Below are 14,416 nucleotides of genomic sequence, written 5' to 3' on the forward strand. Positions count from 1 at the left end.
CGTATGCTTACGATATGATCGTGCCTACGATAGATATTCTGCGAACACACCACCGCACGGCCGTAATGGCCACCATCGACATTGTTCAGAGGGTCAGCACCAGCGACCTCGAGCGCACGACCCCATGCAGCGACTGGAATCTGCTGGAACTGGTGGCCCATATGACCGCACAGCACCGAGGGTTCGCCGCGGCCGCTCACGGCGCCGGCAGCGATCGGGCGGCGTGGCAGACCGCTGCCGTGATCGACGCGGTAGCGGCCGACCCCGCAGGCAGTTATGCGGCCGCGGCTTGCGAGTTGCTCACGGCAACCGCCAAGGACGAGGCGCTCGCCGTGCCCTTCGAATTACCCGACTTCGGTCCGGGTGCGATGTTTCCCTTCGAGCAGGCGATCGGGTTTCACTTCGTCGACTACGTCGTGCACGGCTGGGATGTGGCCCGCACAGTTCGCATCCCATTCGAATTGCCCGACAACGTCATTGACGCAGCGCTCGTGATCGGATTGCAAGTTCCCAGTGGCGACTTTCGTACCAGCGCCGCCTCCCCATTCGGGCCGGCCCTTGACCCACTACCAGACGGCACCGGCCTCGACCGCCTATTGCGTCATCTCGGCCGCTCGCCGGCATGGAGTTCACCGGGCGAATGACCGGCGTGAGCTCGTCGGGGATCGCGTCCGGCCGTCAGGTGCAAAGGCTGGGGGCGTCGCACACGTTGCCGGGGCAATAGATCGAATGCGCGGCGTTGACCAGACTTCCGACGTCGAGCAATGTCACACCCTTGGTGTCCAAGCGGGCGTGCAGGTCGTCGGCGATCTGTTGCGGCGTCCAACCCCAAGTGAGGTCGTAACACACATCGTGCGCCTCGGCGATGAGTGCCTCTTCCGTCTTCGGCGGCCAGGTGAGGCCGACGGCGCGCAATTGCGCGAGGTACGCATCTTCTTGGGGGGTCGCGGCCGCGATGCCGGCGCTGCTCGCAAAAGCAAGGGCAACCATGATCGGGACGGCGATTCTGACCGGCCTTCGAGGTGAGGGCATTTGACTCACTTCCAATCTTTGTTGCGCGATGAAAGGCCGCGAAAACCGTGCCGCTGCAAAGCGAGACAAACAGCAGAATAGCCAAAGTTCACCGACGCGGCTCGCCGAAATTCCGGCGTGCACCGGGGCCAGCCGGTCAGTCCAATTCGCTCGTTACCGCATCGAATGCACGCAACGTGTCGAGCATGTGTGGTTCGTGCGAGTCCAGTTGGGTGGACAGCTTGGCGGCGACAAGCTCCGCACGACGGTTGACGTAGATCATCTGACCGCACATGCCCTGGCACAACACGACGTCGTTGCCGGGATAGGGGAACCACATCTGGTTGCGGTACATCCCGCCGGGCATCTCGTTGTCGTCGGGGCTGGCGGCGAACGCCTGGCGCGAATCGGGCCCGCCGTCGAGGGTGTCGGCGATCCACGCCGCCGGCACCACTTGGTGGTCGGTCAACGAAACACCGTCGCGCAAAAACAGCGAACCGAATCGGATCATGTCGGTGAGGCAGGCGCTGACGCCGCCGTCGAATAGTCCGGTCCCTACCGCGTCGACGCCGATGGTGGCATCGCATTGGGCGCCGATTCGGCTCCAGAGGACTTGTGACATCAGTTCGTTCATTCGCAGGCCGCCGGCGACCTCGCAGATCCAGCCCAGCACATCGGTTTCACAGGAACGGTATTCGAACGGGCCGCCGTGAGCGGACTTCTGCCGCAAGGTCAACAGGAACTCCTGCAACGTGGCGGGGGCGTCTGGGCTGTTCCTGGGCGCCCAGCCCATCGCCTGGTCGAGAAGATGTATCTCCGCGGCCGGGTCTTGATAGTTCTCCGAGAAGCCGATGCCCGACCTCATGTCCAGCAGATGACGCACCGTCGCACCCGTGTAGCCGGAATCCGCCAATGCCGGAACATATCTCGTGACCCGTGCATCGAGCGCGATCGCGCCGGCCCCGTGCAGCGCGCCGACGACGGCGGCCACCAGCGACTTGCTCACCGAGAACACCAGGTGCCGCGTCTGGGGTCCCAGACCGTCGAGGTACTCCTCAGCCACCATCGACCCGCGATGCCACACGGCCCACCCGTCGGTGCCGGTGGTAGCCATCACCGCGCCCACGGTGGTGGGCACCCCGCCATTGCGGGTCATCCGGATCGCCGACAGGGGAGAGGGGGCCGCAGGGAATTCCGCGACCGGTCCGGTCCCGCGCGAAATGACGGCAGTCGGCACATAGTCTTCGACGTGCTGGAAGGACCACCGCGCATATGCCGCCGACATCCAGTTGTCCAGTGAGATGCCGGCCGGGGCGTGAGCCGTACGGCCGTCGGTCACGCGCGCGTGACGAGGCGTGAGACGATCGGCGCAGCCGGCGCCAGGGGCGTTGAGACGAACTTCGCCTTCATGCCCTTAACCCAACGCTGGCAGCGCTCGCTGAGCCGATAGTCATCGGTCTGCAGGTGTGAGCGGGTGACGAGCACGCCGAGTTGGGCGCCCTCGGAACGCAAGTCGCCCGGCGCCGCGACACGCATGTAGAAGGCCTCGGACCCGTCGAGCAGCGTGGCCCAGTCGTTGGCGGACCGCGCAAAGGAGACACGCCCGCCGTCGTCGATCCGCCATACGCCGGTGCGTGGCGTTGCGGTGAACAGCTCGACGTCCGGCGAGGTCTCCGTGAGGATCACCTGGCCCCAGACTTCGTCCTCGCCATAGCCGCGCTCCCAGCGGGAATTGATCTCGTCGATGTCGAGCTCGTAGTCCACGTCCATGTACTCGAGCAGATGGAAGAGGAACAGCGGCATGTCGGCGTAGGCCTCGGTGGTCAGGTTCGTCATCGGGCTGGCGCCGGACAGGCGGGGGTTCACCTCGCCGAGGTAGAGCTCGTTGGAGTCCAGGTCGAGCAACAGGTCCACCTCGAAGTAGCCGCGGTAACCCTCGCGGCGCATGACGTCGCCCAGCTTTCCTACCATTTCGCGCGCGGCGTGCGTCTGTGCGGGCGGCAGCACCTCGCGCCAGATGTCGTTGCCGCACCAGCTGCCCCGGTGCGGGGTCAGCTCCGAATAACCGACGAGACTCGTCATCGCGGGGCCGATCACGGTGCCGTGGCGGGTGACGGCGCCCTCGAGGCACACCTCGACATTGCGGATCCGCTTCATGACTTTGACTTCTTGCTGCGCGGTCAGGTCACCGGCGTGCTGGTCCCAGTCGCGCTGGCCGTGCACGAAGAACGTCCCGCTGCCGGCGTTGCCGTAGGCGACCGACACGACGAGGTCATCTCCCAACCCGGCGTTGCGCGCGAGCGCCAGCAGTTCGTCGTAGGAGCCGGCTTGCCCGATCGCGTGCGGCACGCTCGGTACGCCGGCCTCATTGGCCAGGCGCGTCATGACGATCTTGGAGCCTAGGCGCTGGCGCAGCTCGATCGGCGGGTGCATGACCTCGAGACCCGCCTGCCGCGCGAGGGCCTGCGTCTCGCCGTCCAACATCACGAAGCAGGACTTGCCACCGGGCCCTTTGCCCGCGATGAACTCGAGCGTCTCGGGATCGGACAGGAGGTGGTTGCACACATCGCCCATGGACTCGAAATCAAGGCGGTCGCGGCGCCGGGGCACGAAGACGCGCGAATGTGTGCCCTCGAACGAGTCAAAGTAGGTCAGGTAGAAGAAGTTTTGTATCCAGCGGTCGATGCCGAGCAGATTGAACGGGGTCGGCGAGATGAAGTACAGCGGCACCTTGTTGGTGTGAAAGAACGCGCGTATGTCCGAAAGCCCGTGCAGCGTGCGGCGCGGCTCGGGCCCCATCACGTGGCCAGAGGTGGTGCGGTCGGCGCAACGGCGATGGAACGACATACCTCCATTCGGCAAGTGTGCGCCCTTTCGGCGTCCGTGTCAGCGGGAACGGTCCCAAACGCTGAGAGGCGGCCGGTTAGTACACCCTGCCCTAAAGGTCACGGTCGGCGCGTATTCCCTTGTCCCGCACCCGATTCGACCAGCGCGGTGGCCCGGGCTAGCCTGCATTGACTCGAGCGGGTCCGAGATCGACGGGAAGGCACTTGATTCCGTGCAACAGCGTGCTGTCGTTCGGGACCGGTTGGCCCGCGAGAGTGAGTTGGCGAAGGCGTTGGAAAAGCGCCTGCAGTCCGATGTTCAGTTCCATGCGCGAAGGCGCGCGCCAAAGTCGTCGACGTCAGGAATCCCGGTGGTATTCGTCATTCATCAGGACCTCGACGCCACGCCACCCCCAATACACCCGGTGGGCCTGGATCAAGCCGTCCTCGATCTCCATCACCTCGACGAAGTCCATCTGCTCACCCCGCGGGGTCGCACGCGGATACTCCCAGGTCGCTCGCCGACCATCGGTGAAAAAGCCGACCCGATGGTAGGCGCGCAGCTTCGGCGTGCGCGCAACCACCTTGGCGAGAAGCGGCCGTAGTTGCGCGTGACCGCGGCGGATCCCATCGCCGCCGGTGATGTGGGCGGCCACCGGACTTTCCAAGGTCGCATCGGGCGCATAACAGGCCAGCAAGGCGTCCAGGTCATGAGCGGCCAGCGCGCTTTCCCAAGACTGCATCACGGCCTCGATTGCGTCGGGCGAGGCGGTCGCGTTCGCTGCGGTGTCGTGGGTGTCCATCACCCCATCGTGACGCCGAATCGCTTCGGCGCAGCCCGAAATGTCCGCGGCCTATCGTGGTGACATGTCCAGCGATCCCGGCAGCACCATCGCAGCCGGGCATGGCGGCGACGCCGATATCGGCAGTGTTGCCGCACTGATCGGCGAGCGAGCTCGTGCACGGGTGTTGATGGCGCTGCTCGACGGGCGCGCGCTGCCGGCCAGCGTGCTGGCCGCCGAAGCTGGCGTGGCCGCTTCCACGGCCAGTGAACACCTTGCCCAGCTGGTTAGCGCCGGCCTGCTGACCGTGCACCGTCAAGGCCGTGGCCGCTACTTCCGCCTGGCCGGCCCGCCAGTCGCCGAGGCTCTGGAGGCACTCGCCCGAATCTCTGCACCCGAGCCGATCCGCTCCCTGCGCCAAGGGACGCGTGCGCATGCGCTACGCCGTGCCCGCACCTGCTACAACCACCTTGCCGGGCGCCTCGGGGTTGCGATCATGAGTGCGATGCTCGACCAAGACCTGCTCGCCGGCGGCGATGGACGCTATCGCCCCGAAGAAGCCTTCACCGACCGATTGTCGGCTCCCGGCACCGACCTCGCCTATCGGCTCACCGCGAGAGGACGAGAAACTCTGAGCGCCTTAGGTATTGACCTGGCCACCCTCAGCCGCAGCAAGCCGATGATTCGTTACTGCGTGGACTGGTCCGAACAACGCCACCACCTCGCTGGCCCGCTCGGCGCCGCGCTAACCCGACGCATGTTCGACCTGGACTGGATCCGTCGCGTCAATCAACGCCGCGCGGTGGTGCTCACCGACGCTGGGCGGCAAGGGCTCAGCGACACCTTTGGCGTCCCGGAGAACTGGGATTGACCGGATCCGGCACGTACCATGCGCACTCACGACAGGGCGAACCTGTTGCGGGAACGTGGTATAGCCTGCCCGACCGATCAGCTCGCGACCGATCGCTCAAGAGTGGCCAGCGACGCAACGAGGTAATCCTCGCCGAAGATGGGCATTTCACCGACGCGGTCCCGGAAACTCTGTGGCGTGCCGCCCCAGTCATACGTGAGGGTGACGTCGGTGCCACCACCGTTCGGGGCGAGGTCGTAGCGCCAGGACCAACCACCGGGAGAGTGGTTCCCCGCGTCGTCGAACACCCCTGGCATCCAGCCGATGGCGCGGTCCTTCTCGAAAACATTGACCAGGTTGTACGTGACGTAGTCGCCGCCCGCCTGCGGGAGGTACATGTTCATCGCGAACATCTGTCCCGCGCCGGTGATCGGCGCGGTGTCGACCGCGTCGCGCACCCAGTCGGTGGGCTCGGTGTTCCGGTGGCGGGACGGGTCGGCGAGGACGGCGAAAAGCTCGGCCGCGGTGGAGGCGATGGTGCGGGTGACGACGTACCGCTCGGCGGCGCTCATGATCTGTGCGGTCCGTAGGCGGCGGCGATCTCGGGGGAGTCGAGCCATCCCGAGTAGGTGGGCCGCGAGGGCCAACCCTCGGGTGAATCGAGCCATTCCTCTTGGCGACCCCACGGCAGGATGTCGATCAGCCCGAAGGAGTGACTGAGCTGCTCGGTGCCTCGCCCGTTGGTATGCCACGTGCGGTACACGGTGTCGCCGTCGCGCAAGAACACGTTGACCCCGAAGCCACCGCCCGGCGGCGCGTCCATATCGGCGCCGAACGTGCTCTGCGACGACGAATACCAGTCCATGCGATTGCCGACCCGGCGCTTGTAGGCCAGTGCTTCCTCGATCGGTCCGTTGGTGACGATGACGAACCGGGCGTCGTAGTTGTCGAGGAACTCCAGCCGGGTGAATTGCGAGGTGAAACCCGTGCACCCGCCGCACTGCCACTGCGCGCCGTCGGACCACATGTGGTGGTAGACGATCAACTGCGATCGGCCGTCGAAGACGTCGGCCAGGCGGATCGGACCGTCGGCACCGACCAGGGTGTAGTCGGCCACTTCGACCATCGGCAACCGCCGCCGCTGGGCGGCGATCGCATCCAGTTCGCGGGTGGCGGCTTTCTCGCGTTTGCGCAATTCATCGAGCGCGGCGCGCCAGGTGTCGTGATCGACGACCGGCGGCAGCGCCGTGTTCTTCGGGGTCATGGCTCCACCTTTGCTCTCGATTCGTCCGTCTGGAAGGTCTGACCGGTGGACGGCGCAGAATTCATCGGCAACAGGCGCGATCCCCACTACTCGATTGCTTCGAATGCTCTTGACCCGCGTGCCCGGTGCTGGGTTCGATATTGCAAGAACGATGGGAGGCCTGCGATGAGGACGTTCATTCGCCAATTTGTAGTCATCGTCATGTTGGCGTTCGCGTCGATGGCGGCCGTGACGATCATGACGCCCGCGGTGAGTAAGGCCGACTGCGGAGACGGCGAGTGGTGGGACCCGACCGGCAAGGTGTGCCGGCCGCTCGGGGTCGGCCCGCAACCCTTGGCGTGTGACCAGGGCCAGTGGTGGGACCCGACGGCCAACGTGTGCCGGCCCGTCGGTGTCGGGCCGCAACCGCTCGCCTGCGACAACGGCTGGTGGTGGGATCCCGGCACCAACGAATGCCGTCCGCCGGCCGGCTAACAGCCGGGCGCGGGTTATCGAAGGTTTTTTGATCTTCACAGGCCTGGTTGCGGACCGCGATGAGATCTATCGCGTCGGCTGCGGATTCAGCAGAGCGGCGTACTGGCGTTCCAGGGCCTTGGCCGCACCGCCGTACCAGGTCGGCGAGACCGACTGCGACATCGGATCGGGAAAAATCTCTTCGACCCCTTGTTCCACCCCGTCGAAAATGGCGTGCGCCACGGAGTCCGCTGAGGACTTGGGTATATCGAGGCCTCGGGTCATGTCGGTGTCCACCGGGCCGGTCAGGACCGCGTGAACGCGTACGCCCTGTCCTGCGAGAAGAACTCGCAAAGACTGAGTGAAGTTGAATGCGGCCGCCTTCGAAATCGAATAGGCCGGAATCAGCGGTAGCGGGGCGAGCGCGTTCACCGAGAGATTGTTCACGATGGCGCCCCGAGACCGAATCAGCAACGGCATCAAGGCCTGAGTGACGTCGGAGGTGCCGAAGAGATTGACGGCGAGGTGTTGTTCAAGCACCGCGCGATCACTCAGGTCGTCATAGAGTGCCACGCCGGCGTTGTTGACGAGGATGTCGAGAGATTCGAGTTTCCGCGCGGTCTGCTCGATCTGCGCGGCGTCGGTCACGTCCAGACCCACGGCGATCACCCGCGGATCCGGATGGACCGCCGGTCGGCGTGCGCACGCGTACACGCTTTTGGCGTTTCGACGCAACGCCTCCTCCACCAGGGCCTTCCCGATGCCCCGGTTGGCGCCGGTCACCAGAACGGTCTTGCCAGCGATGGTCATACATCCTCCTAGATCAAACGAAGTTTGAAGCGGTCGAAGATGTAGATCCCGCGATGCGCAGAAACTAAGCGGCCGTGGGCCGCCTATTTCACGGCTCGGTCGGTGTCTCTGGGGTGCTGCCCATCTTTCGGCTGCGGGCGGTGCTCCCGAACGAACCGCCAACGGCACATCACGGCGTTCCTGAACACATGAACGGAAACCCGCACCACGGCTTGCGCGTCGCCTCCGGCGGCGGGGGACCACCCTCCCAGATACCGGGGGCGGCGTTTCCATGCCCCCAGACGACGCCGTACCAGGTGTGACACTGACTCGCGTCCCAGTGAACTTCTGTTCCCGGGCAGCCGCGGCCGGTCTGCGGGTGAAGCCCGGTCTTTTGGTCTTCGGGGCAACAGGTGTACGGCCCGCTCGCACCCGGTGGTACCGGCCCGTCTACGGGCGCGAAGCCATGCGTCGGCGGCACGGGGCCGGGCTGAGCCTGTGCGCTACCTAGCGCCAGCCCCATTCCGGCCACCGTGACGCCGCCCGACAACAATGCCGCGCCAACGATTTTCTTCGCGATTCGGTTGATGTCCACAGCAGACTCTTTCGTTGGTATCGGGAATTCAACGCCGCAACTCGCGAAATTTTTGCGCTTTGGCGCGGCTACCGATCCCAAAAAGGGTTAGCGCGTCACACCCCGGCCGGGACCAGCGTCGCCGACGTCCGCATCTCATGCCGGAGCGCGGTGAAGTCCGTGATCGTCTTTGTGCTCACGGTCGCCACCGGACGAGAGTTGCGGCCGGTGGCTTCGCGCTTGGACACCATCACCACGCTGTCGATGTAGGGCTGGATGGTGGTGGCGTTCTGCACGGTGGCCACGATGACGAGTTGGAAGCCGAACTTTCGAAACGCCTGCAAAGCCTGCTGGGCGAACTGCGGGTCGGACTTGGAAAAGGCCTCATCGAGCATCAACTGGGCGAAAACCGGTTTGTTGTCCGCACTTTCGGGATTGGCGAGGTTGAAGCTCAGCGCACCGGCCAGGCAGAAAGCCATCAGCTTCTCCTGTTCGCCGCCGGAGTTGTCGCCGGCGTTGCTATGGGTGCGGATCAGTTCATCGCTACTGACGTCCCATTCGGCGCAGTCGAAGGTGAACCGGTTGCGGACGTCGAGGGCGTCGCGGGTCCACGCCTTGTCTTCCGGTGCGGTCGACGCCAACCGATTGCGCAGCCGCAAGATGTCGGCGTACTGGTCAAGGATGGCCTGCTTGTCGCCGAGGCCGACCTCGGCGATGCGCCGTGAGATGGCCCGAACGATCTCGGTGAGTTCGGCGACCGCGGTCAGGCTGCGCGAGGTGGCGCGCAGGGTGAGCCGGGTGCCGCGGTTGAACTCCACCGCCCCAAGACCGGTGTTGACCCGTTCGATCTGCTCGCTGATCCGCCGGGCCTCCTGCTCGGCGACCCGGTGCAGGGTCAGGATGGCGTCGGGTGCCTGCTCGGTGACCAGCCGCATCATCCGCTCGTAGGCCTCGGGCAGTTCCCGCTCGTCGATGTGGCGGCACAGCGCGACGTAATCGTGCATGCGTTCGTCGAACACGTCGCTGTCGTTGGGGATCGCGTCGGGGAACGCGGTGTCGAACGTGTTGAGGATGCGGGCGAGCTCGTCGTATGAGCGCCTGCGGCTTTCGCGCAGTTGCTCGCGTTCGCGCCGGATCGCGGTGAAGACGGCCTCGCGGTGCGGTTCCGGGTTCAGCATGTCCAGGGACACCGGCACGTCGGCGGCGTAGCTGTTCAGCAGGTCGGTCAGCGGCTCGGACACGAACGCCGGAGCCAGCCGTTCCTGCAGTTCGAGCAGCTGGGTGCGCCGACCGTCGAGGTCGTCGCGGCGGGTCTGGATGGCACCGCGGCGGGTCATCAGCGCCTGGATCTGTTCCCAGCACTCCTCGGCGCGGGCGGTGAGCGCCTCGATATCCGGGTTGTCGGCCAGCAACAGCTCGAACTGCTCGCGCAGCCGATCGGCGTGCCCGTCGGCGGTCTCGGTGTCGATGTGGGTCCACTGCTCGAACTGATCGCAGATCGCCTTGAACGCCGCGGCCCGGTCCCGCCACTGCTGACGCTCGGCGGCGATCTCGTCGGCGACACTGCGGGCCCGGCGAAACGCCTCTTCGGCATCGGCGAGATCCACGGTCAGCGCGTTGACCTTGGCGGCGACATCGCCCTGGTAGATGTAATCGGCCTGCTTGAGCGGCCGGCGGTCGTCCTTGATCGCCAGGCGCTCGGAGTCCTTGTACAGGCCGGTGTCGGTGACGGCGCGCCGGAACCGGGAGAACACATCGGGGGTGTCGACGCAGATGTGATCACCGGCGGCGGCGATGACGTCGGCGGCCTCCGCGGCGCAGTCATGGGTGGGGTCGACCACGAACAGCTTGCCCGCCAACGTGTTCGGATCTGCCTCGGCGACGTCCGCGCCGACGAACCGGGCGCGGACGTGGTGCAGCTGCAGGCGCCCACCCATGTTGGTTTCGTTGACGAAGCGCAGCACCGCCGCGTAGTGACTGTCGGGGACGAGCAGCCGCAGGCCCACACCGCGCAGCACCTTTTCGACGGCGACGCGCCAGCGGCTCTGCTCGGGCCGCAGATCCATCAGCTCGGCGATATAGGGCAGCTCACCGGGATCGATACCCACCGCGGCGCAGATGTGTTCGCGCATGGTGAGCGCGAACTCCGGCAGCGCCGAGCCGACGCGCTCGACGCGTTTGAGTTCCTTGGCGGCGTCGTCGCGGGCGATGCGGGCGACCTTCTGGGCGTACTCGGCGTCGGTCGAGGCTTCCCGGCCGCGATCCAGTTTGGCCAGCAGCTCGGTGGCCCGCGTGCTGAGTTCCTCGCGCAGATTCCAGAATTCGTCGGCGGTGTCCGGGATGTCGAGACCGTGTGTGCTGAGCATGGATTCGTAGGCGGTGCGCCGGCGCGATACCTGCTCGGCGTGCGCCTCGGCGGCGGCCACCTGTGACTGCAACGGCCCCAGACTGGTGCTGGATCCGCTGATCTGTGCGTTCAGCGAATCACCCTCGGCTTTGGCAAGATTCAGCTGGCGGGTTACGTCTTCGTATTCGTTGCCGAGCTGGTCGATGGTGGCGTCGAGCGATTCGATCTGCGCCGGGCACTGCGCGAGCCGGACGTGATCGGTGTAGGCGCGGACCATCGGCTGGTCCACGAGGTCGATGATGCCCAGGTCGGAGGATTCCGAGGCGTAGCGCTGCTGGATCTTTTCGATGTCGCCGAGGATCTTGCGTTTGCGTTGCGCGACCGCCAGCAGTTCACGGGCGTCGACCAAGGGGTCGATCTGCTTGAGCGCTTCGGGCAACCGGCTCAGGCTGCTGGGCTCGTCGAGCATGAACTCCCGGACGAACTGCTCAAGCCCACCAACGCTTTTCAGCGATTTGGCTTTGCCGAGCAGCTGCTGTGCGGCGTCGGAGGCGCGGATGCCGATGGTGGCGTACAGCTGGGCGAGGTACTGCGATTCCACCTTGGTGGAGAACCGCCAGTCGTCCTTGAACACCGCGGCGTCGAAGCGGCCCGCGGCCCAGCGGTTGCAGACGCCCTCGATATCGCGGTCGCCGTCGGCCAGCACGAACCGGCTCGAGGAGTCGGACCGCGATTCGCCGGTGAGCCACTTGAGCACCAGACCGGTGACCGTGCGGCCGGTGTTGCTGCGGTAGGTGACGGCGATCGCCGACCACGCTGTGCCGTCGCCGCGCAGGTACATGACCTTGCTGGTGCCGGCATCGCTGCGCTGGCCCCAGGCGCCGCGGACGTATTTGTCGACGGTCCGCCGGCCCGCGCTCGACCCGGCGGCGGTGTTGTCGCCGGAGGCGTTGAAGTTACGCCGGTTGAACGGCAGGAATCCAAGCGAAATAGCATCCAGCAGTGAGGATTTGCCGCTGCCTGAGGCGCCGGCGATCAGTGCGCCGCCTTCGCTGAATTCGATGGAGTGATACCCGTCGAAGACACCCCAATTGATGACCTGCAGGCGCGACAGGTGGAACTGTTCAGTCATCCTCGCGTTCCTCCCCGTCGTCGTGGCCCTGCTCGTCGGGAACGCCGCCGCCCAGAAGGATCTCGAACTGCTGCTGCAGCTCGGTGATCACCGAAGCCGTCATGACGGCGTTGATGACCGGGCTCACGGTGTAGCTGTCCTCGTCGTCGCGGGTCTTGCGCAAGATCTCCAGAGACGCCAGCCGCGCGATGGCCCCGTCGATGCGCGCGGTGAACGTGACGGCGTCGCGGTCGACATCGTTGAGCACGCCGGAGAACAGCCCGTGCATTTCGTCGCGGCTGATCACGACGGCCTGGTCACCCGAGGCGCGCATCATCTGCGCCAGATGCAGCGCCAGGATCGAGTCGTAGGTGCCCAGCGGCTCACGGCGCAAAAGCTTTACGCCCCGGGCGGATTCGTAGCGGGCCTGCTCGACGAACGCGACGTCAGCGCCCTCGACGACGCGCAGCAGAAGATCCAGTTCGGAGAATCTGACCGACAGTTGGGCCCGATACTCCAGCACCCAGGTGTAGACGTCGCGATCGGCTTCGGCACTGATGTAGCGGCGCGTCAGCAGCTGTTGCAGCGCCCAACAGGCACGATCGGGCAGCTCGGACACGTCGCCGTCGAACCGGGGTCGGCGCTGGTGCGGGGCGCGGGCCGTCTGGTCGACCTGGGGGAGTGCGGAGAACCCGCTGTAGTCCGCGGTCTCTTCAAAGGTCTCTTCGACGGTCACGCGGTAGCCCCCAACAGGGTGGAAACCGGTTCGGTGAACATCAAGTGCGGCACCTCCATTTCGCGGTCACGCCCGTCCAGGGACTGAAAGCGGACCGTGACCGACTCGGAACCCTGTGCGGATCCCGGTTGTTTGAGCGCCCAGCACCACAGCACGATGACGTGGCCGAGGTAGGCCGAATCGAGCATCGCCACCGCATCCGGGAGGGATAGTTGCGCCCCCGAACTGATTGCGCTGTTGATCATCTCCGACATCGCGGGTGCGTCGACCTGGGTGGTCAGCGCGGCGAAGCTGGTCAGGTCGACCTCGCCCTCGGCGGCCTGAGCGGGTTTCGGGTTGGACAGCTCGCCGATCCGGAAGCTAAGCGCGCCAACCGAACTGAACGCGTGGCGGGCCAGGGGGAGTTCGATGTCAAGCCGGGAGTCGGTCAGCGACGATTTGAGCAGGTTGCGGGCGGCGCCGATGGCCTCGTTGAGCTGACGTGCCACGCCACGACTCTGTTCGAGGGTGCCGAACGCGGTGAACCGTTTGACGCGCTGCGCGCAGCGCTGCTGGATGCGTTCCACCTCGTCGATCTGATGGCCGACCAGTTCGAAGAAGCCGGCCATCACCTTGCGCAGGGCGGGATCGAGGGCGGGGAGGGCTTCGGCGACGGCGGCGACGTCGGCTTCGAACTCCGCGCGCTGGTCAGGGTCGTTGATCATGCGCAGGAACGCGCGGTGCGAGTCGCGGCCCTGGGAGTCCCAGGCGGCCTCGTAGTCCGCATACATACGTCGCTGCCGGTCCCGGTATTCGACGTTGCTGTCGATCGGCTCGTCGAGGGCGGCGGTGGCACGTTCGATCATGGCCCCGTACTGGCCGATGTCGGTGATCAGGCGTTCCATCTGCAGGGCGATGGCGTGGGCTTCGTCGTAAGCGTCGGTGAGGTCGACGTCGTGGCTGTCCTCACCCGGGTTGGCGCCGTGCTCCAGGGCATCGAGTTCGGTTTGTAGCGCGGCGATTTCGGCCTCTATGCCGGCGCGAATGCGGTCGGGGTCATTGCCGACGCGCAGCGCGACCTGCTTGAGGCGGGACGCGATGCCGTTGATCGAGCCGCCGGTGGCGATGGTGTCCTGCCGGCGCATGCCGCGCAGGAAGTCGAGCGCCCGGCGCGCCTCCTGGGTCAGGTAACACAGGTTGCGTTCGACACCGGAGCGCTGGTCGGCGACGCGGTGCAGCCAGCCCTGGCTGGCCCAGGACTTGATCAGGGCCAGGCCCGACTGCTCGCCGGCCTGGTCCAGCGCGGCGAGGTCGCGCTCGAGCCGTACGACAAGGTCGGTCTCGGGGACCACGCCGCCGCTGAGCTGGCGCTCCATCAGGGTTGCATAGAGGTTCAGGTTCAGTGTGGCCAGCAGGCGGACCGTCGGCGAGCCCTGAAGGCCACGATTGAGTTCGAGCAGGTCGGCAGGCGACAGCGTGGTGTCGTCGTCCAGCACATGCCCTCCGTCTCGATCGATCGCGTCTCGGACGATCCAAGATATGGCACGGAGGCGACAATCGACGTCCAGCGGGTGGGGTGTCGGGCGATGGTTTGGGGTTAGTCGGTCCCTGTGGTCTCAGGCATCGCTCGAGTCCCAGTAGTCACCGGCGAAACCCGGACGAACGTTTGATTGGCACCGCGGAAACGGCGAGCCC

13 protein-coding genes are annotated in these 14,416 nt (G+C 66.0%); 3 read left to right on the plus strand and 10 right to left on the minus strand.

Going from position 1 to position 14,416, the window contains the following annotated elements:
- Positions 1-14: 14 nt before the first annotated feature.
- Positions 15-644: a TIGR03086 family metal-binding protein gene (locus ACZYVJ_RS02875; protein WP_463829635.1), complete on the plus strand. Its 630-nt coding sequence runs from the start codon at positions 15-17 to the stop codon at positions 642-644.
- A 34-nt stretch (positions 645-678) separates the two neighbouring features.
- On the opposite strand, the gene ACZYVJ_RS02880 is transcribed toward ACZYVJ_RS02875, so the two are convergent.
- The 4 genes from ACZYVJ_RS02880 to ACZYVJ_RS02895 form a co-directional block, all read right to left on the minus strand.
- Positions 679-990, minus strand: coding sequence for a DUF732 domain-containing protein (locus ACZYVJ_RS02880; protein ID WP_463829636.1), 312 nt, complete (start codon positions 988-990; stop codon positions 679-681).
- Positions 991-1,168: 178 nt separating this feature from the next.
- A complete protein-coding gene (locus ACZYVJ_RS02885; RefSeq protein WP_463832806.1) occupies positions 1,169-2,296 on the minus strand; it encodes a serine hydrolase domain-containing protein in 1,128 nt (375 codons plus the stop codon).
- Between the two features lie 50 nt (positions 2,297-2,346).
- Positions 2,347-3,810, minus strand: coding sequence for a biotin carboxylase (locus tag ACZYVJ_RS02890; protein ID WP_463832807.1), 1,464 nt, complete (start codon positions 3,808-3,810; stop codon positions 2,347-2,349).
- A 385-nt stretch (positions 3,811-4,195) separates the two neighbouring features.
- Positions 4,196-4,639, minus strand: a complete 444-nt coding sequence (locus ACZYVJ_RS02895) for a nuclear transport factor 2 family protein (RefSeq protein ID WP_463829637.1) — start codon at positions 4,637-4,639, stop codon at positions 4,196-4,198.
- Between the two features lie 64 nt (positions 4,640-4,703).
- Here ACZYVJ_RS02895 and ACZYVJ_RS02900 point away from each other — a divergent pair, with 64 nt between their 5' ends.
- Positions 4,704-5,489, plus strand: coding sequence for an ArsR/SmtB family transcription factor (locus ACZYVJ_RS02900; RefSeq protein ID WP_463829638.1), 786 nt, complete (start codon positions 4,704-4,706; stop codon positions 5,487-5,489).
- 77 nt (positions 5,490-5,566) lie between these two features.
- On the opposite strand, the gene ACZYVJ_RS02905 is transcribed toward ACZYVJ_RS02900, so the two are convergent.
- Together ACZYVJ_RS02905 and ACZYVJ_RS02910 are read right to left on the minus strand one after the other, a co-directional pair.
- Positions 5,567-6,040, minus strand: coding sequence for an SRPBCC family protein (locus ACZYVJ_RS02905; protein WP_463829639.1), 474 nt, complete (start codon positions 6,038-6,040; stop codon positions 5,567-5,569).
- Positions 6,037-6,732, minus strand: a complete 696-nt coding sequence (locus tag ACZYVJ_RS02910; RefSeq protein WP_463829640.1) for a DUF899 domain-containing protein — start codon at positions 6,730-6,732, stop codon at positions 6,037-6,039. The genes ACZYVJ_RS02905 and ACZYVJ_RS02910 overlap by 4 nt, the downstream gene beginning before the upstream one ends.
- 165 nt (positions 6,733-6,897) lie before the next feature.
- Between ACZYVJ_RS02910 and ACZYVJ_RS02915 the strand changes: the two genes are divergently transcribed.
- A complete protein-coding gene (locus ACZYVJ_RS02915) occupies positions 6,898-7,206 on the plus strand; it encodes a hypothetical protein (RefSeq protein ID WP_463829641.1) in 309 nt (102 codons plus the stop codon).
- 66 nt (positions 7,207-7,272) lie between these two features.
- Here ACZYVJ_RS02915 and ACZYVJ_RS02920 read toward each other — a convergent pair whose 3' ends face one another.
- The 4 genes from ACZYVJ_RS02920 to ACZYVJ_RS02935 form a co-directional block, all read right to left on the minus strand.
- Positions 7,273-7,968 carry an SDR family NAD(P)-dependent oxidoreductase gene (locus tag ACZYVJ_RS02920; protein WP_463829642.1) on the minus strand — a complete coding sequence of 232 codons (696 nt, stop codon included), beginning with the start codon at positions 7,966-7,968 and terminating at the stop codon, positions 7,273-7,275.
- A gap of 696 nt (positions 7,969-8,664) precedes the next feature.
- Positions 8,665-12,027, minus strand: coding sequence for an ATP-binding protein (locus ACZYVJ_RS02925; protein WP_463829643.1), 3,363 nt, complete (start codon positions 12,025-12,027; stop codon positions 8,665-8,667).
- A complete protein-coding gene (locus ACZYVJ_RS02930) occupies positions 12,020-12,742 on the minus strand; it encodes a DUF4194 domain-containing protein (protein WP_463829644.1) in 723 nt (240 codons plus the stop codon). Before ACZYVJ_RS02930 ends, ACZYVJ_RS02925 begins: the two co-directional genes overlap by 8 nt.
- Entirely contained in the window at positions 12,739-14,214 is a 1,476-nt protein-coding gene (locus ACZYVJ_RS02935; protein ID WP_463832808.1) for a DUF3375 domain-containing protein, read from the minus strand. The genes ACZYVJ_RS02930 and ACZYVJ_RS02935 overlap by 4 nt, the downstream gene beginning before the upstream one ends.
- Between the last annotated feature and the right edge of the window lie 202 nt (positions 14,215-14,416).

The organism is Mycobacterium sp. IDUB_3 (genome assembly GCF_055419585.1).